The sequence below is a fragment of the Bacteroides sp. 11BF genome, assembly GCF_019633765.1.
GTDB lineage: Bacteria > Bacteroidota > Bacteroidia > Bacteroidales > Bacteroidaceae > Bacteroides > Bacteroides hominis.
Genome location: NZ_JAFKPJ010000013.1, coordinates 53,077 through 79,400 on the forward strand (window position 1 = coordinate 53,077; position 26,324 = coordinate 79,400).

Consider the following 26,324-nt stretch of genomic DNA (forward strand, 5'->3'; position numbering starts at 1 on the left):
AACAAAGGAAATAAATAACCTTTGTTTTTACACTAGCTGTAGGTGTATAATTTTATATACCTACAGTTTCTGGATAAAGACGGCTCTGCCCCCGTGTCTAACTTCGTAATGGGTTAGCATATTTCTTTCCTTGTTTCGGCATCGAATGTCAAATAGTTCAAACGGGTCAGCAGGGCCGTTCATTCTTCCCTGCCCGATATACGTTTGAGCTATGGGCAAACAATCTATTATCAAAATCTTGTATTTCCACCGGCGAAGAACCAACGCAAACGGTTGGTATCGGTTGGATTTTATTTTTCAGCGAGGTAAAAAGATTCTGCATTATACCCTCTCTACCCGGGATTACGAATATGCAGAGTGTTTCTGTTCACCCTCCCATATCGAACGTGCAGACATGATTGTCTTTGTGGCCGAACTTTTTTTAGAAATTCACAAAGTGAAATATTCATGCTTGAAACGTACACCAAGCCAGGCGTATGCCACTTCCAAATATATATCCCGGATCAATCAAATGTGCAAAAAGAACCATTATCACAAAACGCCTGTCATTATAGACGGACTATAGTACTTTGATCTTTCATAATAAATTCTCTTTTATAATTGACTTTAAATCTAAATCCGACTCACCAAACCAGTTAACTCGTCGAACCGCTGCCACTCTACCCCCCGGAGGACAGCGGTTCTTTTTCTTTCATTTAACCAGTTCACATGAATCGTTTCTTTATTCTATTACATATTTAATTCCTTAATTATCAACATTTAATCATTCGTATAGGTGTCTTTATCCGGTCCCGTGTACCCGAGCTCATGGGCACGCCTGCGCGAGACCGGATGTAGATTGCACCATTTCCGGTTGAACAAGAAGGAAAAACAAAATGCTTTAAGAGGTGATTTTGCTTAAGAAATGCATAGTTTATGGTTGATAATTAATGGCCTGTACAGTATTCTCGCCTTAAAACAGCAAGTGGAAGATGGAAGATCAAAATGCATTTTTCGCATGAGAAGGCTTTGCATTAATTTATTTTCCGGAGTTCCATCACAAGCAATGGCTTTGAACACCCGGAGGATGTACTGCTTCACGAAGTACGGGTGTCGAAAGTATATTTCATCGTCGACCGTAAGTTTACACACCGCGTCAGCCAAATGACGTTTTACCGTTACCCACTATCCAAATACTTCCCCGGGCATTTACTACGGGCAGGAACGGCCGAGGAGGAAGAATCTCAAGAACAGGAAGATAACTCCGGTATCAACGGCAAAGGATGAAAACTCTAAAAGACATATCCCAGATTCACATAGAATCCTACATCGTGTGCCCTGCTTGAATAGCCGAAAGAGGCCTCTAACGGACCGAACAAGCTATCGTAACCATATCCCAGGCTGCCTCCCCAAACCGGCTTACCACTTAGGATATCAAAAAAGTTATCTTCCCGCAACGCCACATTCCCGGTGAGAGTGACATAATTCTTACCCCCAATACGCTGACGTACCTTCAAACCGGCTATGATAACAGAATTATCGACTATCTCCAGATTGGTGATCCCGGCAAAAGGAAGTTGCTGAGGCAAGTAATGACCGAAATTATCTCCACCGATGGCATTCAGATAGGGATAAGGGATATCTTTGCCTATAAGAATACGTCCATACAAAGAAGGAATCAAAGCAAAACGGTCGGTAACCGAAAAGACACTGGCCCACGAGGCGGTCAAAGCAGAAAAGGGAGCATGACCTTTATACTGTGTCAGGTTATCGGTATAAAGTGAATAATTCCCCTGGAGATCGATCCCTTTCGAGGGAAAATATCCCTTATCGTATGTATTATAATGCAGTTGGGCATAATAGCTGAAGAAGTGTTGGGGTTTCACCTTCAACTGTTGCCCGCCCGCATTATATAGAAAGTCCTTATACTTGAAGAACTCAAAACGCAGTCCGGCTCCAAAACGAAGGTTACGATACCACACATCCGAAAACCCCAACTCACCGGAATGGTATTTATAAGTAGTGTTATAAGCACGTTTCCCGTGATCGTAAATATTAATATCGTTATACTCAAACTGATAAGCGAGATTGAAATTTCGCATCTGCATCGGAGCCAATGTATAGTCCACCCGGGCCAGGTAGCGTTTTCCAAGACGTCCGGTCAGTGAAAGCCACGATGGAATACGTGTATTGAGGCGGGTGCTCACATTCAACAGCAATGAAGCGATCTCTTCCGAGTCGAAACGGATCCCCAGATTGAGATTACGCTCGTACTTCTCTTCCAAAATAAAGTGTAGCAGATATCCCTGGTCGGTATCGGTCAGTTTGTAACTGACATTGGAATAAGCCTGGCTTCCGCGCAACGTAGCAAGTGCTTCATAAAGTTGCTCCATACGCATCCGGCTGTTCTCCTTCAGGTGACAGCGGTGCATAATCCATTTCTTGTCACTGTCTTCGATACCGTCAAAGGTGATCTCTTTCACAAATATATCTTTCTCGGACCATAAAGAAGTAAACGGACCGTGTCGGGGAGCAACGTAATCTTCGGGAAGACCGATCTCTTTCTTCAGTCTGCGCAAAGCAGTCCACTGCGCGCGGGCTGCCTCTTCGCCACGGTGCATCAATGTGTCGAGTGCGGGAATGTTGAAACTTGCGGCAGAATAGCCTTTTACGTCCACTTTAATATACACCGTTGCCAATTTAATATTCTCTTCATATCGGGTTTGGCCGGTCAGATTGATGATCTGGTTGAATATCTCACCAAGATTATTCAGTTCATCCGCAGTCCGGAGATCATTCTGTACATCGACACCAATAATCACATCGGCTCCCATAGCCCGGGCTATGTTCGTGGGGAAGTTGTTTTTCATCCCTCCGTCAACCAGTATCTCGTCGCCCATACGAACGGGCGTGAATACGCCGGGAATAGCCATACTGGCACGCATAGCGGTAGCCAATACACCATTGTGAAACACGACTTCTTCACCGTTCACAATGTTCTCGGAGACACAAGCAAACGGAATAGGCAGCTTATTGAAGTTAATGGAATCGTGATAGCCTACAGTCAGTTCGGAGAAAAGATTACCCAGGTTCTGCCCTTTAATGACCCCTCCGAACACATTCGCCTTCAAATCCTTTTTCAAAGGAACAGAAAGAATATAAGTTTCAGAATTCTTCCGTTCAGTCATCGTTTGATCTTCCCAACTGATACGGTCACTCAACAGAAAAGACCAATTCTGGTGATTGACCATACTATCAAGCTGACAGGGGGTATATCCGATGGAATAAAGTCCGCCGATGATAGACCCCATACTGGTACCTACGATATAGTCGATAGGAATACCTGCTTCCTCAATCACTTTGAGGGCACCGATATGGGCTACCCCCTTCGCTCCTCCCCCACTTAGCACCACAGCTACTGATTTGCGCTGCTGCGCATGCGCGGGCAGAAAAAGAAACAGACTGACAAATAAAACCAACAAGAAACTTACATACTTTTTCATGGCTGTTACATTGCTTTCAGATCGTTACAGATAAAAGACAAATGCAGGCAATGATTTGTTTAGCACAAGCTGAAGAATCCTATGTCCGGGCAGCCGCTTTACGGAACTGACGGAACTGCCACCACAACATGGCAGCCGATATCAGGCTGGCTATCAGGTCAGAAGTCGGCATACTGATCCAGACACCTGTCTGCCCCCAAAAACGCGGTAGAATCAACAGACAAGGAATCAGGATGAGTACCTGACGGGTAATGGAAAGGAAAATAGCTTTACTTGCCATCCCGATACTCTGGAAGAAATTGGAAGTGACCATCTGAAAGCCGACAATCGGGAAAAAGAGTACCACAATGCGGAGACCTTCGGCAGATTGGCGAATCAGCTCTTCGTGCGATGTGAAGACGGACACAGCCAGGTCGGGAATAAACATCCCCATCAGAAAACCGGTAGTGGTGACAATGGTCGCACCATAGATGGTCAGTTTCAACACACGGGTGACACGGGGATATAGTTTTGCCCCATAATTGTATCCGGCAATCGGCTGCATACCCTGGTTCAGTCCCATCACAATCATAAGGAATAGAAATACCAGACGGTTGACAATGCCAAATGCCCCGATGGCAAGATCACCCCCATACCGTTTCAAACCCTGATTTATCAGAATCACAATGAAACACGATGCAAGGTTCATCAGGAAAGGAGACATACCTATAGCCAGCGAATCGAAAACTATTTTTCGCTTCAACCGGAAAATTCCTCGATGGAAATGGAGTAATTCCTCCTTATTGCTAAAGAGCCTGAACTGCCAGGCAAGGGCAATCACTTGTGCCGTAATCGTAGCAATGGCCGCTCCCTGGATGCCCCAACCAAAACCATAAATAAACAAAGGATCGAGAATGGTATTGATAACCACTGTAGCAATGGTGGCAACCATCGCCTTCTGCGGATGCCCGGCTGAACGAAGTACCGCATTCAGCCCCAGATAAATATGGGTGATGACATTCCCATAAAGAATCACTTTCATATAGTCACGGGCATAGCCCACCGTTTCGTCACTGCCTCCAAAGAAGTAAAGAATAGGATCAAGAAAAATAAGGGTTAATATGGTGAAAGCAAGCCCGATGATGATATTCAATACCAGCACATTGCCCAATACCCGTTGTGCCGTATCATAATCTTTCTGCCCCAGTTTAACCGAAATCAGCGTAGCGGCTCCCACTCCAACCAAGGAGCCGAAAGCAGCGGCAAGATTCATAAGGGGAAAAGTCAGAGCAAGTCCGGAAATAGCCATCGGACCCACTCCGTGACCTATAAAAATGCTGTCCACCATGTTGTAAAGAGAAGATGCAGTCATGGCGATAATAGCCGGAATGGCATACTGCATCAGAAGTTTTCCAATCTTTTCAGTACCCAGCGCAGTGGGTGTCTTTTGTCCTGTCATACCTATTGTTTTGAGGGTGCAAAGATACAAATCTATTTAGAATTAAAGGTGAAGAATAAAGAATAAGAGTTACAATGCCGTATTTCTAAGAAAAGTTTCGTATTTTTGCCTCCAAAATTGAGTTAATATCTAACGAAATGAACATATTAGAACTAAGTGAACAGGAAATCATCCGACGTAACAGTCTGAATGAACTTCGCGCGATGGGCATCGAACCCTATCCCGCAGCAGAGTATGTAACCAACGCTTTCTCAACCGATATTAAAGCCGAATTCAAAGACGACGAAGCACCTCGCCAGGTATCTGTAGCTGGCCGTATGATGAGCCGCCGCGTGATGGGCAAAGCCTCTTTTATCGAACTACAGGATTCTAAAGGCCGTATTCAGGTGTATATCACTCGCGATGACATCTGTCCGGGAGAGGACAAAGAGATGTACAATACTGTGTTTAAACGCCTGCTCGACTTAGGCGACTTTATCGGAATTGAAGGTTTCGTGTTCCGCACTCAGATGGGCGAAATCAGTATTCATGCACAGAAACTGACTGTACTTGCCAAATCGATCAAACCACTGCCTATCGTAAAATACAAAGACGGCGTGGCTTACGACTCTTTCGAAGATCCTGAACTCCGTTACCGTCAGCGTTATGTCGACCTGGCCGTAAACGAAGGTATCAAAGATATATTCATGAAACGCAGTAAGGTGTACAGTTCTATGCGCGAATATTTCAATTCGAAAGGCTACATGGAAGTAGAAACTCCTATTCTCCAGGCCATCGCCGGAGGAGCTGCCGCACGCCCGTTCATGACCCATCACAATGCTTTGGACATCCCACTCTATATGCGTATTGCCAGCGAGTTGTATCTGAAACGTCTGATTGTCGGTGGCTTTGAGGGAGTATATGAAATCGGTAAAAACTTCCGTAACGAGGGTATGGACCGTACGCACAATCCAGAATTTACTTGCATGGAGATATATGTAGCCTACAAAGACTATAACTGGATGATGGAATTTACCGAAAAGATGATTGAAAAGATCTGTCTGGACGTAAATGGTACTACTGAAGTAAAAGTAGGAGACAATATCATCAACTTCAAGGCTCCGTACAGACGCGTCACCATGCTGGATGCCATTAAGGAACATACCGGTTACGACTTGACAGGTATGAACGAAGCGCAAATCCGCGAAGTATGCCAGAAACTGAATATGGAAATCGACGAAACGATGGGTAAAGGTAAACTGATCGATGAAATATTCGGTGAGTTCTGTGAAGGAACTTATATCCAGCCGACTTTCATCACTGACTATCCGATCGAAATGTCTCCGCTGACCAAAAAGCACCGTACCAACCCTGAACTGACAGAACGTTTCGAATTGATGGTAAACGGTAAAGAATTGTGTAATGCATATTCTGAGTTAAACGATCCGATCGACCAGTTGGAACGCTTTGAAGATCAGATGAAGCTAAGTGAAAAAGGAGATGACGAAGCAATGATTATCGACAAAGACTTTGTCCGTGCATTGGAATACGGCATGCCTCCTACTTCGGGTATGGGTATCGGCATGGACCGCCTTACTATGTTGATGACCGGACAATCAACTATCCAGGAAGTATTGTTCTTCCCGCAGATGCGTCCGGAAAAAGTCGTACCGAAAGATAGTGCCGCCAAATTCATGGAGTTAGGCATTGCCGAAGACTGGGTGCCTGCAATTCAAAAAGCCGGATACAACCTGGTAGCCGATATGAAAGATGTAAATCCGCAGAAATTACATCAGGATATTTGTGGCATCAATAAGAAATACAAATTGGAACTGACTAATCCGTCAGTAAACGATGTAGCCGAGTGGATACAGAAAATTAAATAAATCAAGAATGAAGAATGGTGATGAAGAACCGGAACATTTGTCTCCCTATCTTTCATGCACCATTCTTCATTCTTCATTTTTAATTCTTAATTTATAGAAATGAAATTACCCGGTAAGATAGCGATAATGGGCGGAGGAAGCTGGGCTACAGCCATCGCAAAGATGTGTCTGGCTCAAGAAGAGTCTATCAATTGGTACATGAGGCGCGACGACCGCATTGCCGATTTTAAACGACTCGGACATAATCCAGCCTATCTGACAGGCGTAAAATTCGACATGAAGCGCATCAATTTCAGCTCTAACATCAACGATGTAGTGAAAGAATCTGATACGCTTATTTTCGTCACTCCTTCTCCATATCTGAAAGCTCACCTGAAAAAGCTGAAAACACGGATCAGAGACAAGTTCATTATTACCGCTATCAAAGGTATTGTTCCCGATGACAATCTGATTGTTTCGGAATACTTTAATAAAGAATATGGTGTTCCTCCCGAAAACATCGCTGTATTGGCTGGTCCCTGTCATGCCGAGGAAGTGGCACTGGAACGTCTCTCCTATCTCACCATCGCTTGCCCGGACAAGGATAAGGCACGTGTTTTTGCCCGTAGACTGGGCAGCAGCTTCATCAAAACGTCTGTCAGCGACGATGTGATAGGGATTGAATACAGTTCCGTACTGAAAAACGTATATGCCATCGCAGCAGGTATTTGCAGCGGTCTGAAATACGGAGATAATTTCCAGGCTGTATTGATATCAAATGCCATTCAAGAAATGAACCGTTTCTTAAATACGGTGCATCCCATAAACAGAAACGTGGACGAATCTGTTTATTTGGGTGATTTATTGGTAACAGGCTATTCTAACTTCAGCCGTAACCGCACGTTCGGTACCATGATCGGGAAGGGATACTCCGTAAAGAGTGCCCAGATAGAAATGGAAATGATAGCGGAAGGATATTACGGAACAAAATGTATTAAGGAAATCAATAAACATCATCATGTAAATATGCCGATACTCGATGCTGTATACAACATCTTATACGAACGCATATCTCCGATGATTGAAATTAAACTGTTGACTGACTCGTTTAGATAGTTAATAACGTAAAAATAAAAAAGATATGATTAGTTTGAACATTGAAAAGACTTTTGGATTCATCTCCAAAGAATCGGTTTCTGCCTATGAAGCTCAGGTTAAAGCCGCACAGGAAGCGCTGGAAAACGGCACAGGTAAAGGTAATGACTTTCTGGGGTGGTTGCATTTACCCTCTTCTATCAGCAAAGAGCATCTGGCTGACCTGAAGGCTACTGCACAAGTATTGAGAGACAACTGTGAAGTAGTGATCGTAGCCGGTATCGGCGGAAGTTACCTGGGCGCCCGTGCGGTGATCGAGGCATTGTCAAACAGCTTCACCTGGTTGCAGGAAAAGAAAACAGCTCCGGTCATCATCTATGCCGGCCATAATATCGGTGAAGATTATCTGTATGAACTGACAGAATTCCTGAAAGACAAGAAATTCGGTGTGATCAATATCTCCAAATCCGGTACGACTACAGAGACAGCTTTGGCATTCCGTTTGCTGAAGAAGCAATGCGAAGACCAACGCGGCAAAGAGATGGCCAAAAAAGTAATCGTTGCCGTTACAGATGCAAAGAAAGGCGCAGCCCGCGTCACCGCAGATAAAGAAGGATACAAATCATTCATTATCCCTGACAATGTCGGAGGACGTTTTTCTGTACTGACTCCGGTAGGTTTGCTGCCTATTGCAGTAGCCGGATTCGACATTGAAAAACTGGTAGCAGGTGCCGCCGATATGGAAAAAACTTGTGGAGCCGAGGTTCCTTTTGCGGAAAATCCCGCAGCAATCTATGCCGCTACCCGCAATGAACTGTATAAAAGTGGAAAGAAGATAGAAATTCTTGTAAACTTCTGTCCGAAACTGCACTACGTGAGTGAATGGTGGAAGCAGCTTTACGGAGAATCTGAAGGAAAAGACAACAAAGGTATCTTCCCGGCAGCAGTAGACTTCTCTACAGACCTGCACTCGATGGGTCAGTGGATTCAGGAAGGTGAACGAACCATCTTTGAAACAGTGATCTCGGTAGATAAAGTGAATCATAAGCTGGAAGTTCCTTCGGACGAAGCTAATCTGGACGGTTTAAACTTCCTGGCAGGCAAACGTGTAGACGAAGTGAATAAGATGGCCGAACTGGGAACTCAATTGGCTCATGTAGACGGCGGTGTTCCTAACATGCGTATCGTCATTCCTGAACTGAGTGAATACAGCATCGGACAGTTACTCTATTTCTTCGAAAAAGCATGTGGTATCAGTGGTTATCTGCTGGGCGTAAACCCATTCAATCAGCCGGGTGTGGAAGCATACAAAAAGAATATGTTTGCTTTGCTGAACAAGCCGGGATATGAAGAAGAATCAAAAGCAATCCGGGCGAAACTGTAAAAAGCTATAAGATTACCGATATATAAAAAGAGCGATGCTTCCAACAGCATCGCTCTTTTTATATATCGGGCCATCCAATTAATCTGTTTGATTCTCGGAAGTTTTAATTTCCAGTTCATACTTAGCTCCCTCGCAATTGACGGGCTTGGAAAAAAGGTAAAACTTAAGTTTCACTCCGTCCTCGGTGACTTGCTGCACCTTTGCCCGCAGCCCCACTTTAGTCTGAGAGACTCCATCTTTAAAACCTAATTTACCATTATCCTTATCCGTAAACTCCTTATCATCACTGAGAGCTTCTTCCGGCAATTCATTAAAATCAATCGCCACAGCGTTTACCTCACTGCCCAAAGTCTCTTCCTTCACCAGAAACGTATTTAGTTCTTCTCCGTTTCCATCCAGTTTCAGCGAAATTTCAAGTTCATCATCTACTTTTAGAGGGGGTAATGCCTCCATTTGCCGGGCATAATCCATCTCTCCGTCATTGATATAAAGCCCTTCCATTTCGATTGTAGGACTGGGAACAGAATCTTTGCAAGCAGTAGTCAGCAAGCATAACGACAGTAAAGGAAAAAATAGTTTTCTCATGCAATCATATCACTTTATAGATTTTGCAAAAATACATATTCTGTTCGATTCACCAAAATAATCGTATCTTTGCACTCCAAATCAATAGGTATATATCATGTTTCAGGAAGCAATTACGCAATATCTCAAACAAAATCATTATCAATCCATTCAGTTGAAATCCGCACTTTTCGATATGGACGGCGTACTTTTCAACTCCATGCCTTATCACGCCGAAGCATGGCACAAAACGATGGAAGCTCACGGACTTCATTTGAGCAAAGAAGAAGCTTATTTGCACGAAGGCCGCACCGGAGCGGGAACCATCAACATCGTATGTCAGCGTCAACTGGGACGCGACGCCACGCCGGAAGAGATAGAGAGTATTTATCATGAAAAGAGCATTGAGTTCAACAAGCATCCCCAAGCCGAACGTATGCCGGGTGCCTGGGAATTACTACAAAAAATTAAATCTGAAGGTATCATTCCAACTGTAGTCACCGGATCCGGACAAGCTTCATTATTAGACAGACTTGAACACAATTTTCCGGGAATGTTCCGACAAGAACTGATGGTAACTGCTTTCGACGTCAAATACGGAAAACCGAATCCGGAACCCTATCTGATGGCACTGGAAAAGGGAGGATTAAAGCCTTATGAAGCCATTGTTATTGAAAATGCCCCTTTGGGAGTAGAGGCCGGACACAAAGCCGGAATATTCACCATTGCTGTTAATACCGGTCCATTGGATGGGCAGGTACTGTTAAACTCCGGAGCCGATTTACTCTTTCCTTCCATGCAAGCTCTATGTGAGTCATGGGAAGCGTTAGCCCGGTTCTTACATTAACCGCCCCTTAAAACAACAATAGCTGATAATTAAATAATTATCAGCTATATCTTTGTACTCCCGAAGGGAATCAAACCCTTATCTTAGGTACCGGAAACCTACATTCTATTCGTTGAACTACAGGAGCATTGTTTTATGCGACGACAAAAGTATAAAAAAACTTCGCATTTTCCTAATGATTCACCATTTTTTGTAGTATCTATCTACCGAACGCCATATCCTCAAATATTATTTTGCAACTCTTATGCTATATAAAACGATCAATTTGATAACATTTTAGCCAATTATTCGTACAGATATAGATATTATTCATATCTTTGCCGACAAATAACAATCAATAAACCTATGAGTTACCTAATAAAACCTCAGAATTATAAACCTTTGCTTGACCTGAAACAGACAGAATTGGGCATCAAACAAATTAAAGAGTTCTTCCAGTTGAATCTTTCATCGGAATTACGTCTGCGACGTGTGACAGCTCCACTCTTTGTGCTCAAAGGAATGGGTATCAATGATGATTTGAATGGCATAGAACGTCCGGTCTCATTTCCTATTAAAGACTTGGGTGATGCACAAGCTGAAGTAGTCCACTCACTTGCTAAATGGAAACGACTTACTTTGGCAGATTATCACATTGAACCGGGTTATGGTATCTATACGGATATGAACGCAATTCGTTCGGACGAAGAACTGGGTAACCTGCATTCACTTTATGTAGACCAGTGGGACTGGGAACGAGTGATTACTGCCGAGGACCGCAATGCAGACTTCCTTAAGGAGATTGTCAACCGTATCTATGCCGCCATGATCCGTACGGAATATATGGTATACGAAATGTATCCGCAGATCAAACCTTGCCTGCCACAAAAGTTACACTTCATCCACTCTGAAGAATTACGCCAGTTATATCCGGATATGGAACCTAAATGCCGTGAACATGCCATCTGTAAAAAGTATGGAGCCGTATTTATCATTGGTATCGGTTGCAAACTGAGTGATGGTAAAAAACATGACGGACGTGCTCCGGACTATGACGACTATACCAGCAAAGGGCTGAACGACTTACCCGGCCTGAACGGTGACCTGTTATTATGGGACGATGTACTACAACGTTCCATTGAATTGTCTTCCATGGGTATCCGTGTGGATAAAGAAGCTCTTTTGCGCCAAGTAAAACAAGAAAATCAAGAACAAAGACTGGAACTCTATTTCCATAAGAGATTATTGGATGATACCCTTCCACTCTCTATCGGTGGAGGTATCGGTCAGTCACGCTTATGCATGTTCTATTTGCGCAAAGCGCATATCGGTGAGATTCAAGCAAGTATCTGGCCTGAAGAAATGCGTCGTGAATGTACAGCCCTTAATATACACCTTATTTAATAGCCTATGAACGTACAAATAGAAGAGAGCTGGAAAGCTCATTTACAACCAGAATTTGAGAAAGACTACTTCCGCACACTGACCGAATTTGTCAGAAGCGAATATAGCCAGTACCAGATCTTTCCTCCTGGAAAGTTGATATTCAACGCATTCAATTTATGTCCCTTTGACAAAGTAAAAGTAGTCATTATCGGACAAGACCCTTACCACGGTCCCGGACAGGCACATGGTCTTTGTTTCTCGGTAAATGATGGAGTAGCCTTTCCACCTTCTTTGGTGAATATATTCAAAGAAATAAAAGAAGATATTGGTACGGCAACTCCTTCCACTGGTAATCTGACACGGTGGGCTGAACAAGGTGTCCTGTTGCTCAACGCTACTTTGACAGTACGTGCCCATCAGGCCGGTTCGCACCAACGCCACGGATGGGAAGAATTTACAGATGCTGCTATCCGTGTTCTGGCGGAAGAAAGAGAAAATCTGGTATTCATCCTATGGGGAAGTTATGCACAGAAGAAAGGTGCCTTTATTGATCGTAACAAGCATTTGGTACTTAGTTCGGCACACCCTTCTCCCCTCTCTGCCTACAACGGCTTCTTTGGGAATAAGCATTTCAGCAAAACGAATGAATACTTGAAAATCCACGGAAAAACAGAGATAAACTGGTAGTGAAGACAGCCATCTATGAACGATAAACGGTGAACAATTTACGCCTTCGTGCTACAAATTGTTCACCGTTTATCATTCATAGATATTTATTAATACCACTGGATGTTGCTTTGAGTCTGGCTTCTCTTATCCCACTTCAAATCACGCAGGATACTGGCCGTTGCACGGATCGTAAAGTTATAATAGCGATAACGTCCGAAAGGAGAAATACTGGCAGACATATTGAAACAGTGCAAATCACGAGTAATCGTACAAGAGGTCTGAGTGATCTCCTTCGCTTCGAAATCATATCCGGAATTGAATGTAAACGACCAGTTATTGGAAATCTTCAGATTACCCGACATATTGATATTTTGCGTATACTTAAACGGATAACGCATGGTATTACGGTTGATCGGCTTACTACGGTCCTCACTAATACGGAACGAATAGTTAACATTCAGTGACCATGGCATCTTGAAAACCTGATATCCGTCACTGTCTGCCTGGGCTTTCTCAACTTTCTTTTCAGTAACCACTTCGTCACCGGTTGACTCTCCTCCCTCATCGTCAGCACTATCCTTTTTCTTTTTTTGATCGTTATCTTTATCTTTTCCGAACAACTTCTTCCAAGTATCATTGTTAAAAGTATAGTTGATAGAAGATCCCCATCCCTGGAATCGTCCGAAACGTCCGTAAGACCATTCTGTACGATCACCGACTATTACATTACCCGACTTATCGAATGTATAAGCATAAGTGGCAAACACCGCATTCATGTTTAGCGTATAGTTATTAAACTTTTTAAACTTCATACGCAAACGCATATTCAGGTTACTCCACGGCTGTTTCTTTGCCGCCATATTATAAGAAAGATTAAAGCCTATCTCATCGATCAGACTTATTTTCATAAGAGAATCCTTCTTGTTACGGTATTTCATTTCCAGGTTGTTCGATACATCGAAACTAACCGTTCCAGACTTTTCACGCGGAGCCGTACCAAACTGCTGGCTGGAATAAGGAGAGTAATATTGGTCATTACCGTCTGCATCACGGTAGTATTCCCAAAACTGTCCGAAGCTTGGAGAACCATTCAACGAAATCTGCGGTGTAAAGACGTGACGAATCTGTATTTCCTTTTTCTTCATAAACAGAGGTTGATACATACCATACATCTTTGTGCTCAACGACAAACTGGCCGAATAATTAAATACCCGGTAGAACCCATGAATCGTATCGCCGGGGTGTGTATCCCATTTCTGAGTAGTTTCATCATAGCTCTTCATCACCTTACGGGTATACCAACGCTCTGTATAATTGAATGAAGGCACTACCTGCAAATACTTAAAAAGAGTGAAAGTAGCCTGCACTGGAATGTTATGCTGCATCGCATTCTCCCACTCTCTAAAACCTGCTTTAAACAAGCGGTCATCTTTAGTTTTCAGGCTGTTGGTCAGACGCCCCGAGTAACGCAAGGAAATCTTTTCGTACCAACGCTCTTCACCTACCGCACGTTTGCGTTTAAAAGGAAAAATAGTACTAAGAGTGATATTCAAGTCAGGCAAAGTGACAGCTATTGAAGAATCACGCATGGTCTGGGCTATGTTGAAAGTACCTGCAAGCGTCAGCTTCTGATCCGGAAAACTACGGGAGTAACTCACACTCGAAGTTTTCGTATTCTGAGTCATCAGCTGAGAATTATAAAGGTTATTGATATTGGTACGCTCATAACTACTGGTCGCGAAATTCACACTTGCCGAGAAAGTACTGTTCGGACTGGCCTTCTGGTCTTGCCGATGATTCCATACAATCTTAAAGTCTTTGGCAACCGAATAGTCAGCCAATCCCTTATCTCCCAATTTAGTAACCTGATAGCCGGCCTGTAACGAACCGGAATATTTATAACGTTTATTGTAATTAGTCTCCAGATTACCGGCCCATGACCCCTTAGTAAATATATCTCCGGTCAACTTAAGATCCATTATATCGCTGATGGCAAAATAATAACCACCTCCCGTCAATCCGAAACCACGACTGGAATCGTCCATGTAGCTTGGCATCACAAAACCTGAAGAGTAACTGCTGGAAAAAGGAAAGAAAAAGAAAGGTACAGCCAATGGCAACGGTACATCTTCTACCACCAAATAGGCAGGCCCAGTCACCACATTCTTCTTGGGACGAACTTTGGCCTTGGTCAACTGCATGTAGAAGTGTGGATGATCGTGATGATCACAGGTCGTATAACGTCCGTTTTCCATAAACAGTTCATCATTAGCTCCTTTCTTGGCATTATTACCCACAACATATCCTTCACCCTGCTGAGTTACAACGTTATTGATAAATCCTTTTTTACTTTTGAAATTATACCGGATTGCTTTGGTTTCATAAGGCGTATCGCCATCCTTAAACACAGGTTTGCCTTGTTCAACCCCTAACGAATCAGTCACACCACGAGCATACACCGTACTACTATCCATATTCATGGTGATGATCTGTGCTCCCAATTCTATTTTTTCATAATTCACTTTACCATCGCCATACAGATGTGCAAAGCCACCTTCGGTAAAAACAATGGAATCGTTAGCCGAATAAACCACAGGGGCATCCAGAGGTTGTTTCTTCTTCCTGGCAGATTGCAACGACAAGGTATCAGCCTTCAACGTGTCTGCTTTTAATGAATCAGTTTGCTGGGGCGAATAAGTGATAGGCCCCTTCACCTCTCTGACACGGCGACGTTGAGCCATCGCTTCATCCGGAAGCATCAAGAGGATCAATAATAGTATAAATGATAGTATTGTATTTGCTTTCAATGGCGTCATTAACTAATAGTTTACGCTTGAAGGGGCAAAAGTACACAATCTTCACCAAATATACTTGAGAATCTTGATTTTTAATTCTTTTTTAGGCACTAAAGAAACAGCTCACACCAATTGTTAAAGCGTCGAAGTCCTTCGTCACCGTACCGGGCAATACTTTTACGGGCATCTTGCACCGATTTTTCACGATCAAGATGTGTTTTCGAAAAGAATTTATCAGCAAAGCAAATCACTTGTTCTTCTATACTGACCGGCAACATTTCACGATGCGGAATAGGAAGCTGCTGTTTAATAATCTCTTCCAGTGAAAGTCCCGCACCGGTATGACGCTCACAAACCCAAGCATGTCGCGGAAAACCTTCTTTGCGCACCAGCTCGGCTCCCAGATATCCATGACAAATATATGGCTCCTTACCCAAACACTTAATGCCCGGAGCATGTGTCAGAAAAATTCCAAGATCATGCAACATGGCAGCTTCGTTCAGAAAAGTGGTATCAAGGTTCAACTCCGGGTGCTTATCGGCTATCCATAATGCCTTATCGGCAACCGAACGACTGTGAACCAACAATATATTTCTTAACTCATTATCCTGAGGATAATATTTATCAATTAAATCAAGCGCTCCCATATTTTATTCACTTTTTATAATTTCCGGCTTGCTCATTCCTTATTCAGTAAGCAAATTCACACTGTTTATCTTATCGATTTCACGCCTTTATCAACAGTTTTTAGTTTGTTATTCAGTTCAATCTGCAACTGTGGTTCCATCAGTTCACAATTGTGATCTCTTTGAATCACAGCCGTGGTCTCAAGAAGGCACGTACATAAATCGAAAGAAACAATACGTCAAAAGCATTAGCCACCCCATGACACACACTGACAAACAGGCAAAAAGCAACTTAATAAACCGATTTCTTCTGAAGAAGAAACATACAGCCGACTGCGAAAGTTTACGTAAAAGCAAAGATAGCAACAGTTTTTCAATCAGGAATGAAGATTATCAAAAGAATTGATTGTATATTTGTGCTTTCCATACAGTAAAAGTAAGCAGACTAAAACTAATTTTGAAAAACAATCCAATAATTATCCTTATGACAAAACCGTCTTACAAACAATGGTTAGCAACCTGTGCTTTCACCGGCGCATTACTGCTGACGGGCTGTAGCCCCACTCCCGCTACCAGAGATGTTTCTATTGTACCGTTGCCAAACAAAGTGCAACAGAACCATGGTGCGTTTGTATTAACCCCAAACACCATCATCGGTACCACCAATCCGGAACTGCTTCCAGCGGCAGAGTACCTGAAAGGCATTCTGTCAGTAGCCACCGGATATAACATCCAGGTGAAAGAAGGCAAAGGAAACATCACTCTTTCTACCACTGCTATAGAAGGCAAGGAGGGGGCATATACGCTCACCGCAAAACCCGATCAAATAGAGATTACGGGAAATTCTTATAACGGTGTGATAGCCGGTATCGAATCACTCCGCCAGTTATTTCCACCTCAGATTGAATCGAAGCAGGTGGTGGACAGCGTGACATGGGCCATACCCGCCGTACAGATTGAAGATGCCCCGCGCTTCGAATGGCGTGGTATTATGCTCGACGTATCCCGCCACTTCTATACCAAAGAAGAAGTAAAAGAACTGCTTGACGTAATGGCACTTTATAAAATGAATAAGTTCCACTGGCACCTGACAGATGACCAGGGATGGCGCATTGAAATCAAAAAATATCCGTTACTCACCGAAAAAGGAGCTTGGCGTACGTTCAATTCACACGACCGATCATGCATGGAACTGGCTAAATCGGAAGATAACCCCGATTATCAGATTCCGGTAAACAAGCTTCGCATCGTGGAAGGTGACACGCTGTATGGCGGATATTATACACAAGAGGATATAAAAGAAGTGATAGAATATGCCAAAGTACGCGGCATCGACATTGTTCCCGAAATTGACATGCCGGGTCACATGCTGGCAGCCGTCAGCAATTATTCCGGAGTAGCCTGTACCGACAAAGTAGGTTGGGGAAGCACATTCTCTTCTCCCGTTTGTCCCGGAAAAGAGTCCGCAATAGAGTTTTGTAAAAACGTATATAGCGAACTGATTGACCTGTTCCCTTATAAATACGTGCACATCGGCGGCGATGAAGTGGAAAAGACAAACTGGAAAAAATGTCCCGACTGCCAGAAACGTATGCGAGACAACCAATTGAAGACAGAAGAAGAACTGCAAGCCTGGTTTATCCATAACATGGAAAAGTTTTTCAACTCAAAAGGCAAAGAGATGATCGGCTGGGACGAAATCATCGAAGGTGGATTAAGCCCGACTGCTACCGTCATGTGGTGGAGAAGTTGGGTCAAGGATGCTCCGCAAAAGACTACCAAACAGGGCAACCCAATCATCTTCTCCCCCAACAGCCAGTTCTACCTGGATTATCAGCAAGACAAGAATTCTGTACGCAACATTTACGATCTCGACCTGACGATCGAGGGAGTGACTCCTGAACAACAAGGACTGATCAAAGGCGTACAAGGAAACATCTGGTGCGAATGGATTCCCTCACGCGAACGGATGCAATACATGGCTATTCCACGTCTGCTGGCTATTGCCGAATTGGGATGGAGCCGAGCTTCGCAGAAAGACTGGGATGCCTTTGCACAACGGTTGGCCAATCAGTTCGAACGCCTCAACATCATGGGTATCAATTATCGTATCCCCGATCTGGAAGGTTTCCACCGCAACAACGCTTTCATTGGTGAGGGAAGTGTTAGTGTGACTTGCCTGGATCCGAGTGCAGATATTCGTTATACTACCGACGGAAGCATTCCGACACTGCAATCATCCAGATACGAAGGTCCTATCCCAGTGAAAGAAACAACCGATTTTACCTTCCGTACGTTCCGTCCTAACGGGAAAGCCGGCGATATCGCACGTACACGTTTCATTAAGAGCGAATATGCTCCAGCCACAACTACCACTCCTTCAAGCAAAGGTTTGGAAGCTGAATGGTATGAATTTAAAGGCAGCAAATGCGATGACATCCCCAAAGCTCCACTGAACGGAACTTATGTCATTGAGAAAATAATGATCCCAGAAAAAGCAAAGGGAAACATCGGTTTGGTAATCAAGGGATTTATCAATGCACCGAAAGATGACATTTACACTTTTGCCCTGCTGTCTGATGACGGTAGCACCTTACTGATAGACGGTGAAGAAGTTATCAACAACGACGGACCTCACGGACCGCGCGAAGTGATTGGACAGAAAGCATTGGCCAAAGGATACCACCCAATAGAAGTACGATACTTTGATCAAAACGGTGGACAACTGAAAATGAATGTAACAGGTAGCGAAGGAAATGAAATTCCGACAAATGACTTGTTCGCATACTAAAGATTCGGGTCAACGAACAAAACTTCATTAATATGCCATAGATTACACTAAAAGTAGATAATCTGTCAGTTCTACCTTCAATGTAATCTATGGCTTATACGAAAAAGATGCCGGGCTCTGATATCGGCACCGATGACTTCGCGTTAAAAAACACATAAATTTACGCGAATTAATTGAATTAAAACATAATACATACTACCATGGCAAAACTAAAGCTCGGCATTCTTACTTGGACAATTTGTTTTTCAATGACTGCCTTTTCACAAACAACCACTTCTTTAAGGTCGAAAATATTAGCATTAGACTATTATCAGGATGCTCCACAACTGTGGAAATTGTATAACGATTCTTCTTCTGTGATGGATGAAGCAACCCGGTTACATGCAAAAGTATCATTGAATTATTATTTTAATCGCCCCGACGAAATGCTTCAATGCGTAGACTCTCTCCTCACTCTATATCCGAAAGAATGTACTCCGGAACAAAAGTTGGCCTATTGTTATGCCAAAACAGAGAAACTTCTGGAAAAAGGGAACTACAGACAACTCAATTCCTGGTGGCAGACCTTGCGCAAAGATAAAAAGCTCTACCAGACAATAGAAGGAAAAGGAAACTTCCTTTGTTCAGAAAAAACAATCCAAGGTTTATCGGAAAAAAATAATTTCCGGATAGATTTTCCAGGAACATCCTGTACACTTCCTACAAGTTATACATATCCGTTAATACTCTCAATGACAATAAATGAAACCGAATTGCCTAACACCATCTTCGATACAGGAGCACCCTATACTTTTCTCACTCAGGAGATGGCACGCAAATGTAACGTGACATGTATGGGAGATACCATATCCGTAAACAGCATGTTCGGTACTTCACAAGCTACCACCGGTTTCGTAGAGACTTTACAATTGGGTAATATCACTTTCCACAACACGGTAGTCCATGTTTCTCTTGTTGAAAAGGATCCTATCTTTTCCGGTCACGACGCCATCTTAGGAATAAAAGAACTCCGGAGAATCTCTAAAATAGAATTCGAATTTGGCAAATTAACTTTCAAGAAAGAGGAGCAAAGGCAGCCCATCGATCCCAATATATGTTTCGCAGAAACCGGTTGTGTTTTTCTATTCGCGAACAACCGGAGTTATCTATTAGACACAGGCGGAGAAGGAAGTTTCATACACACACCGGACACGGCTTCCGTCAAAGTGATGGACGTGAATGATTGTCCGGTACAATTCTTCAATACATATACAGCGGATTCCATAACCAGACAATCCGGATTATTAGGGTTCCCATTCTTCTACGGATTCGAAACCTGTACACTCAACTTCGACCGTATGAACTTCTCCGGCAAAAATTATCAGTTACGTAAAAGTTATTCGGAATATATCAATAGCGGAGACATTATGGGCTTGGATGCCCAATATGAACGGATAGAGAAAACTACCGACGAAATAGGCAGATGGCTCACCAATGCATTTATCGGGTTTATGAAAAATAATCCGGAAAGCTGTATCCACTACACAGACAGTTTGTTAGGCAAATACCAACAGGAGCTTGGGGGAGGTATACTTTCTATACTCAACCTGCGCGCTGCTTCATTAGCCTATCTGGGAATGTATAAAGAGGCAAGCGAATTAATGAAAATCTGTGTACAAGCTGTCCCTGACATAATAAACGGATACAATAAATGCGTAGCTTTAGAGCCTTTCGGGGCACAGCGGCTCATATGGACAAAACCGGAAGTATCTATCAGTAGTACTCTTGACGAAAAAGGACTTTTAGTAAGGGGAAAGATAAATGAAATAAAAAGTAAACTCTACTTTGCTCCAGACCACAGTTTTTCAAGCATATCGGAAGCCGATGCCCAGAAACTTAAAATGAAAATCATTGAATTTGAAGACAGTACTGGTAAAGGTGGCAAGAAGCGCATGGCAATAGCCGATGAATTGAGGTTAGGTGACCTATTGATAAACAATGTACAGTTCGACATCGCAGAGGAAACAGAAATTGTATTAGGGAACACTTTCATACGCCTGCTTCCTCAGTTTTCTATTGAGAATCAAAGGATCGTATTGGTACAACACCCTCAGACCTATCCCAATGCCAAACAATACCCGCTACTGTTGATAAACTATACATTCTGTTTCCGTGATCCGGACGACAATACAAAACGGTATTCGATAGGTAATCCCACTCCCAATGCCCAACAGATTTCTTTGCAGGAATTAAGCAGAGCAAACAAAAAAGTAGTATTCGATGTAGAGCACATGAAACTATCAGAACTTAACTAAATTCAGAAAGTGAGAGTGTGTTCTATAACTGATAAAAAATAAAATACATCATGAAGCAATTGAAACCGGCATGTGCAAACACGGCTCCCCAAATGGAATTACAAAACTGCTTACATCTGAAAAAAATCTGGCTGACTACGAACATGGATAAAACCCAAAGAATAGCCGGGAAAGGAAGAAATTGCCAAATACCAGAAACATAAACAATACCAAAATGGGCAACATGGGTAACAGCGAAGGCCAATGAATCTAAAACAGAGGCCTTCGACTCACCAAACCTTTGAACAAAACTGCCATGTATCACCCCACGGTATAGAAACTCTTCCCCTATCGGGCTAAATATCATACTTGGAATAACAGCTATCCAAAAATAAAGCTGCTTATCAGGTCCTGAAATGAATGCCCCGGGATTATTCCCTCCTATATATACAAACGCGTTATCTATTGTTTTATCATATAATAAAAAGAAAAGGGCAAATATAACAGCACAAGACATCCCTCCCGCAATAAAAGACAAAAACAAACGTCCACAGTGATCAGGCTTCCTTATGCCAATACATTTTCGTCCGTATCCGGTAAGGAAAATAAAGGGTACAAACCACATGGCTAAAAAAACAAACATCACTATACCATAACTTCTTGTCACGTAAGATTGCAGGACAATAACAAACCGGGGAACACCGAATAATAAAATCAGGAACAGACCAAAAGCCCAATCATAATGAAAATAACGATTCCAGAAAGCTCGCAATATTTTATCCATAATCCAATATTTTATAGTTCCGTCCCACCGGATAGAGGGCACTTTAAATTCTTTATCTCCACTGTACATTATACCGGCTATAGATATACCAAACTAAATATACTCTTATAATTAATAACGGGGGAATAAGATAGTAAGAAAACAAAAATATTCACCGAATAATGGGCCTGATACACAAAGGTAACAAAAGGTTTAGTTTGCTATATAAACAAAGGAATATACTAAACTTGTGGCAAACGTGTAAATGCCAGAAGTATCTCTAAAGATCAGCTGAGAAAGTGATATGTTTTTGGTAAACTCGTGTATGCTCCCCCCACGGATGATAGCAATCTCCTATATAATTAAAACAGAAATGTTCGTAATAGCCTATATGTTTTGTACACAAATATAAATCCCCAAACCCCAATTGTCGGGTATCTTTTTCTACGGTTTCGATTAATAATCTTCCATAATTATGTCCTCTATATCGTTCCTCTATGAATAAGGCAACCAGCCACGGATACAAATCCATTCGTGAATTAAAATCATTTGTTGCAAGTCCGGCACAACCTATTATTTCTTCGTTATCCATCAGAAGATAGAACTGTGGTAAGGGAGATTCTGACACCACACAGGTTCTAAAACAGTTATCATAGACCATTTTACTGTTTTCGTCAGCCCATTTACTTTGGAAATAAGCAATCGCTTCCTCTAAATATTGAGGATTCTTTCGCAATGAAACAATATTCATAATTACATCCTTATTTATTTTCTGACAACATCGCCAGTATAGTAATCCAGTAATAAGTAGGAAAAAGGAAAAAACAAAGGGACAAACAAAGTCCAACAGCTTCAAATCGGTATCTTACATTCTCTATTTCATATCATTCTTTCTCTTTTTCCACAATTGCCAGCTATTAATAATGTTTTGCCACAAAACATAACTCCCCGGTCCCACAGCCGAAAGTGGATTCAGATAAGTATGAGCCATCCAAATGGCAAGAATCGTATTCTTCTGTCCCAAAGCTTGTCCTCCACTGATTCGGTCATTATAGACACTACCCAAGGTTTTCCCTAAAAAGAATTGCAAGCAACAAGTTATCAAAGCAACTACTGCAATCATGATTTCCGTCAGTCCGTCCGCCGGATCGTTAATCAGCGAATAAATAGTTTGTGCCGTTACGATGGCAAGAGAAATACCCCACAAATAAAATGCTAATTCGTGATAGCTTAACAATATCTGATGAACTTTAGGAATGAACTTCTGCAGAAACCAGGCCACCAGAAAAGGACAAATCAACAATGGAAAGACTTTACTCAAAATAACCAGAAATGCATCTATAAAACTAATATCCGGATTTGCTTCTATTAACGGAAAGAAAATAGGAACTGCAACAGCCGCCCCAATATTTGCAATCAACGTATAAGTAGTCAGACTGGCAGCACTTCCACCCAATTTAGAAGTAATGACCGCCGCTGCCGTAGCTGTAGGACAAATGACACAAACCATTGCTCCCTCCGCTACAATTTTATTAAAACGATAAAGAAGAAGATAAACCGCCAATGAACCGAATATCTGGATCAACAAAAGCCACAAATGTAAGGGTTTAGGCTTCAGGTCACAAGGAGATACTTTACAAAAAGTAAGCAGTAACATAGTGAAAATCAGTATCGGAGTCAAAAAAGAAAGGCTGATAAATACAGGATAACCAATGGCGCCTAACAACATCGCTACCGGAAGCGTCCAATTTTTCAAGAACTTCAGCATCGTTATATCATTTAAATTTCGAGTGCAAAGTAAGGTAAAAAACTCAAAACTTAACACTAAATAGTGAGTTTTCAACAAAATTCTGCTACATTTGCACATTATTTTTATATGGAACTACGTAGACCACACATATTATATATACTGATTTGCCTTTGGGTACTCGTTTCTCCACTAAACGTCGGTAGTGCCTGGGCAAAAGATTTTGTTGTCGTTATTGACGCCGGACACGGCGGTCATGATCCCGGAGCCATCGGAAAGATATCTAAAGAAAAAAACATCAATCTGAAGGTAGCATTGAAATTGGGCAATCAGATTAAGCAAAACTGCAACGACGTAAAAGTAGTATATACCCGTAGCAAAGATGTTTTTATACCACTGGATCGCCGTGCCGAAATTGCCAATAATGCCAAAGCCGATCTATTTATTTCAATCCACACCAATGCTTTAGCCAATAACCGGACAGCCAAAGGTGCTTCTACCTGGACATTAGGTCTGGCCAAATCGGATGCCAATCTGGAAGTTGCCAAACGGGAGAACTCTGTAATCTTATATGAAGATGATTATAAAACCCGTTACGCAGGTTTCAACCCTAATTCTGCAGAATCATATATCATCTTCGAATTCATGCAAGATAAATATATGGAGCAGAGTGTGCATCTGGCATCTTTGGTTCAAAAACAGTTTCGCCATCATTGCAAACGGATAGACCGTGGTGTACACCAAGCCGGGTTTCTGGTATTAAAGGCCAGTGCCATGCCAAGTATTCTCGTTGAGCTTGGTTTCATTTCCACTCCTGAAGAGGAACGCTATCTGAATACGGATGAAGGAACCACTACTTTGTCAAGAGGAATCTATCGGGCATTTCTGGCTTATAAAAGAGAACACGAAATCCGTTTGACCGGTGCCAGTCGTACCATTTTGCCAAATGATGACGAAGAAGCTACAGAAGCACCTGTGATTGCACAGACAGATAGTACACAAGAAAAAGCAGTAGAAAGACCTAAAAACTCTTCACGTCCCAAAGAGTTAATAGCAGAAACGAAAACTCAACGTCCAATTGTTGCAGAAAGCACAACAAACGACTCCGAAATTACGTTTAAGATACAAATACTTACTTCCTCACGTCCATTGGCCAAAAATGACAAACGACTGAAGGGATTGAAAGACGTAGATTACTATAAAGAAGGCGGAATATACAAATACACTTACGGGGCATCTCCTGATTATAACAAGGTGCTGCGGACGCGCCGTAATACGGTAACTCCATTATTTAAGGATGCTTTCATCATTGCATTCCGCAACGGAGAGAAAATGAATATCAATGAGGCTATAGCCGAATTTAAGAAAAGAAGAAATAAATAAAAAGACTAAATAACAAAACATGAAACTCATTACGAAAGAAGTCAGAATAGGAATAGCAGGTATTGCGGCCTTGTGCTTACTTGTCTTCGGGATTAACTATCTGAAGGGCATTAATATGTTTAAGCCTGCCAGCTATTTTTATGTAAAATTCCATAATGTAAACGGTCTGGCACAGTCCAGCCCGGTATTTGCCGACGGTGTCCGTGTAGGTATTGTCCGTGATATTGCCTATGATTATAACCAACCGGAAAATGTCATTGTGGAAGTAGAAGTAGACACTGATCTTCGCATACCGAAAGGAAGCTCTGCCGAATTGGTGCCCGAACTGATGGGAGGAGTAAGAATGAATATCTTATTGGCTAATAATCCGCGCGAACGTTATATGGTAGGTGATACAATTCCCGGAACTCTGAACAACGGAATGATGGAAAAGGTAGCAGCTATGATGCCCGCCGTAGAAAAGATGCTACCTAAATTAGATTCTATCCTTACTTCACTGAACACGATTATGGCGGATCAAAGTATCCCGGCAACTCTGCATTCTATTGAAAAGACGACGGCCAATCTGGAAGTTACCAGCCGCCAGCTGAAAGTATTGATGAATAATGATATTCCACAATTAACAGGGAAGCTGAATACCATCGGAGACAACTTTATCGTAATCAGTGGCAATCTGAAAGAAATTGATTATGCCACTACGTTCAAAAAAATAGACGCAACCCTTAGTAACGTAAAAATGCTTACAGAAAAGCTTAACAGCAAAGACAACACCGTTGGTTTGCTGCTAAACGATCCACAATTATACAATAACCTGAACCAAACTACCATCAATGCAGCAAGTTTGCTTGAAGACCTGAAGGAACATCCCAAACGATATGTCCACTTCTCCCTGTTTGGCAAAAAAGATAAGTAGGTGAAGCCTCTTAAATAGAATTTATCTAAATAAGCGCCTACGAAACAAGGACAGGATGAAATCCTTTAAAAGTCTATCCATAGACAGAAAGGATATCTGTACCGGCTATCAGGTTCAAGAATATTATGTGGAAATTTATCTGATAAACAATTAATCAACAAGTAGTTACAAAAAAGCAATAGCTTCCGGCAAGGGGTATTTTACTGGAAAATGATAAGTCATTGAAAGTAAACACATTATTCTTTCAGTGAGAAATACAAGAAAAAAGAGATTTGTTTTTCTCAAATAAGATTCCCAATTTTGCAATCGTAGAAGTTTTGCTTAATTAATAAATGTATTACAGCC

Annotated in this window: 20 protein-coding genes and 1 tRNA gene; 12 read left to right on the top strand and 9 right to left on the bottom strand. The window is 42.2% G+C overall.

Annotation, left to right across the window (positions count from 1 at the left end):
• Positions 1 to 211: 211 nt before the first annotated feature.
• Together JZY04_RS14325 and JZY04_RS14330 are read left to right on the top strand one after the other, a co-directional pair.
• A complete protein-coding gene (locus tag JZY04_RS14325; RefSeq protein WP_044300621.1) occupies positions 212 to 565 on the top strand; it encodes a hypothetical protein in 354 nt (117 codons plus the stop codon).
• A gap of 524 nt (positions 566 to 1,089) precedes the next feature.
• Positions 1,090 to 1,266 (top strand): hypothetical protein, encoded by a 177-nt coding sequence (locus tag JZY04_RS14330; RefSeq protein ID WP_241158999.1) that lies wholly within the window; start codon positions 1,090 to 1,092, stop codon positions 1,264 to 1,266.
• Positions 1,267 to 1,271: 5 nt separating this feature from the next.
• Here JZY04_RS14330 and JZY04_RS14335 read toward each other — a convergent pair whose 3' ends face one another.
• A complete protein-coding gene (locus JZY04_RS14335) occupies positions 1,272 to 3,482 on the bottom strand; it encodes a patatin-like phospholipase family protein (protein WP_032539727.1) in 2,211 nt (736 codons plus the stop codon).
• A 79-nt stretch (positions 3,483 to 3,561) separates the two neighbouring features.
• A complete protein-coding gene (locus JZY04_RS14340; RefSeq protein WP_175413957.1) occupies positions 3,562 to 4,950 on the bottom strand; it encodes an MATE family efflux transporter in 1,389 nt (462 codons plus the stop codon).
• Between the two features lie 107 nt (positions 4,951 to 5,057).
• Between JZY04_RS14340 and lysS the strand changes: the two genes are divergently transcribed.
• From lysS to JZY04_RS14355, 3 genes are all read left to right on the top strand, one after another.
• Entirely contained in the window at positions 5,058 to 6,785 is a 1,728-nt protein-coding gene (lysS, locus tag JZY04_RS14345; RefSeq protein WP_005781393.1) for a lysine--tRNA ligase, read from the top strand.
• Between the two features lie 99 nt (positions 6,786 to 6,884).
• Positions 6,885 to 7,880: an NAD(P)H-dependent glycerol-3-phosphate dehydrogenase gene (locus JZY04_RS14350; RefSeq protein WP_005781396.1), complete on the top strand. Its 996-nt coding sequence runs from the start codon at positions 6,885 to 6,887 to the stop codon at positions 7,878 to 7,880.
• A gap of 25 nt (positions 7,881 to 7,905) precedes the next feature.
• Positions 7,906 to 9,243: a glucose-6-phosphate isomerase gene (locus JZY04_RS14355; protein WP_005781398.1), complete on the top strand. Its 1,338-nt coding sequence runs from the start codon at positions 7,906 to 7,908 to the stop codon at positions 9,241 to 9,243.
• 78 nt (positions 9,244 to 9,321) lie between these two features.
• Here the strand turns inward: JZY04_RS14355 and JZY04_RS14360 are convergent, their stop codons facing one another.
• Positions 9,322 to 9,828 (bottom strand): DUF5035 family protein, encoded by a 507-nt coding sequence (locus tag JZY04_RS14360; protein ID WP_005781399.1) that lies wholly within the window; start codon positions 9,826 to 9,828, stop codon positions 9,322 to 9,324.
• Between the two features lie 97 nt (positions 9,829 to 9,925).
• Here JZY04_RS14360 and JZY04_RS14365 point away from each other — a divergent pair, with 97 nt between their 5' ends.
• Entirely contained in the window at positions 9,926 to 10,654 is a 729-nt protein-coding gene (locus JZY04_RS14365; protein ID WP_122142668.1) for an HAD family hydrolase, read from the top strand.
• Between the two features lie 55 nt (positions 10,655 to 10,709).
• Here JZY04_RS14365 and JZY04_RS14370 read toward each other — a convergent pair.
• Positions 10,710 to 10,781 (bottom strand) — tRNA-Arg (locus tag JZY04_RS14370).
• A gap of 218 nt (positions 10,782 to 10,999) precedes the next feature.
• Here JZY04_RS14370 and asnA point away from each other — a divergent pair.
• Both asnA and ung read left to right on the top strand, forming a co-directional pair.
• Entirely contained in the window at positions 11,000 to 12,037 is a 1,038-nt protein-coding gene (asnA, locus tag JZY04_RS14375; protein WP_005781403.1) for an aspartate--ammonia ligase, read from the top strand.
• Positions 12,038 to 12,043: 6 nt separating this feature from the next.
• Positions 12,044 to 12,706, top strand: a complete 663-nt coding sequence (ung, locus tag JZY04_RS14380) for a uracil-DNA glycosylase (RefSeq protein ID WP_122142669.1) — start codon at positions 12,044 to 12,046, stop codon at positions 12,704 to 12,706.
• A gap of 89 nt (positions 12,707 to 12,795) precedes the next feature.
• Here ung and JZY04_RS14385 read toward each other — a convergent pair whose 3' ends face one another.
• Positions 12,796 to 15,504 carry a putative LPS assembly protein LptD gene (locus JZY04_RS14385; protein ID WP_122142670.1) on the bottom strand — a complete coding sequence of 903 codons (2,709 nt, stop codon included), beginning with the start codon at positions 15,502 to 15,504 and terminating at the stop codon, positions 12,796 to 12,798.
• 89 nt (positions 15,505 to 15,593) lie between these two features.
• The gene (locus tag JZY04_RS14390; protein ID WP_122142671.1) at positions 15,594 to 16,130 is read right to left on the bottom strand and encodes an HD domain-containing protein; all 537 of its coding nucleotides are present in this window, start codon (positions 16,128 to 16,130) and stop codon (positions 15,594 to 15,596) included.
• Positions 16,131 to 16,593: 463 nt separating this feature from the next.
• On the opposite strand from JZY04_RS14390, the gene JZY04_RS14395 reads away from it, so the two are divergent.
• Together JZY04_RS14395 and JZY04_RS14400 are read left to right on the top strand one after the other, a co-directional pair.
• Positions 16,594 to 18,900 carry a family 20 glycosylhydrolase gene (locus JZY04_RS14395; RefSeq protein ID WP_122142672.1) on the top strand — a complete coding sequence of 769 codons (2,307 nt, stop codon included), beginning with the start codon at positions 16,594 to 16,596 and terminating at the stop codon, positions 18,898 to 18,900.
• Between the two features lie 200 nt (positions 18,901 to 19,100).
• Complete coding sequence (locus tag JZY04_RS14400) at positions 19,101 to 21,194, top strand: retroviral-like aspartic protease family protein (protein ID WP_122142673.1); 2,094 nt, start codon at positions 19,101 to 19,103, stop codon at positions 21,192 to 21,194.
• 22 nt (positions 21,195 to 21,216) lie between these two features.
• Here JZY04_RS14400 and JZY04_RS14405 read toward each other — a convergent pair whose 3' ends face one another.
• The 3 genes from JZY04_RS14405 to JZY04_RS14415 all read right to left on the bottom strand — a co-directional run bounded on the left by JZY04_RS14405 (position 21,217) and on the right by JZY04_RS14415 (position 23,704).
• Positions 21,217 to 21,957 carry a CPBP family intramembrane glutamic endopeptidase gene (locus JZY04_RS14405; RefSeq protein ID WP_022012171.1) on the bottom strand — a complete coding sequence of 247 codons (741 nt, stop codon included), beginning with the start codon at positions 21,955 to 21,957 and terminating at the stop codon, positions 21,217 to 21,219.
• A 259-nt stretch (positions 21,958 to 22,216) separates the two neighbouring features.
• Positions 22,217 to 22,687 (bottom strand): GNAT family N-acetyltransferase, encoded by a 471-nt coding sequence (locus tag JZY04_RS14410; RefSeq protein ID WP_005781417.1) that lies wholly within the window; start codon positions 22,685 to 22,687, stop codon positions 22,217 to 22,219.
• A 123-nt stretch (positions 22,688 to 22,810) separates the two neighbouring features.
• Positions 22,811 to 23,704 (bottom strand): transporter, encoded by an 894-nt coding sequence (locus JZY04_RS14415; protein ID WP_122142674.1) that lies wholly within the window; start codon positions 23,702 to 23,704, stop codon positions 22,811 to 22,813.
• 108 nt (positions 23,705 to 23,812) lie between these two features.
• Here JZY04_RS14415 and JZY04_RS14420 point away from each other — a divergent pair, with 108 nt between their 5' ends.
• Both JZY04_RS14420 and JZY04_RS14425 read left to right on the top strand, forming a co-directional pair.
• Complete coding sequence (locus tag JZY04_RS14420) at positions 23,813 to 25,066, top strand: N-acetylmuramoyl-L-alanine amidase (protein WP_122142675.1); 1,254 nt, start codon at positions 23,813 to 23,815, stop codon at positions 25,064 to 25,066.
• Between the two features lie 19 nt (positions 25,067 to 25,085).
• On the top strand, positions 25,086 to 25,979 hold the full coding sequence (locus tag JZY04_RS14425; protein ID WP_005781423.1) for an MlaD family protein: 894 nt from the start codon (positions 25,086 to 25,088) through the stop codon (positions 25,977 to 25,979).
• Positions 25,980 to 26,324 lie beyond the last annotated feature (345 nt).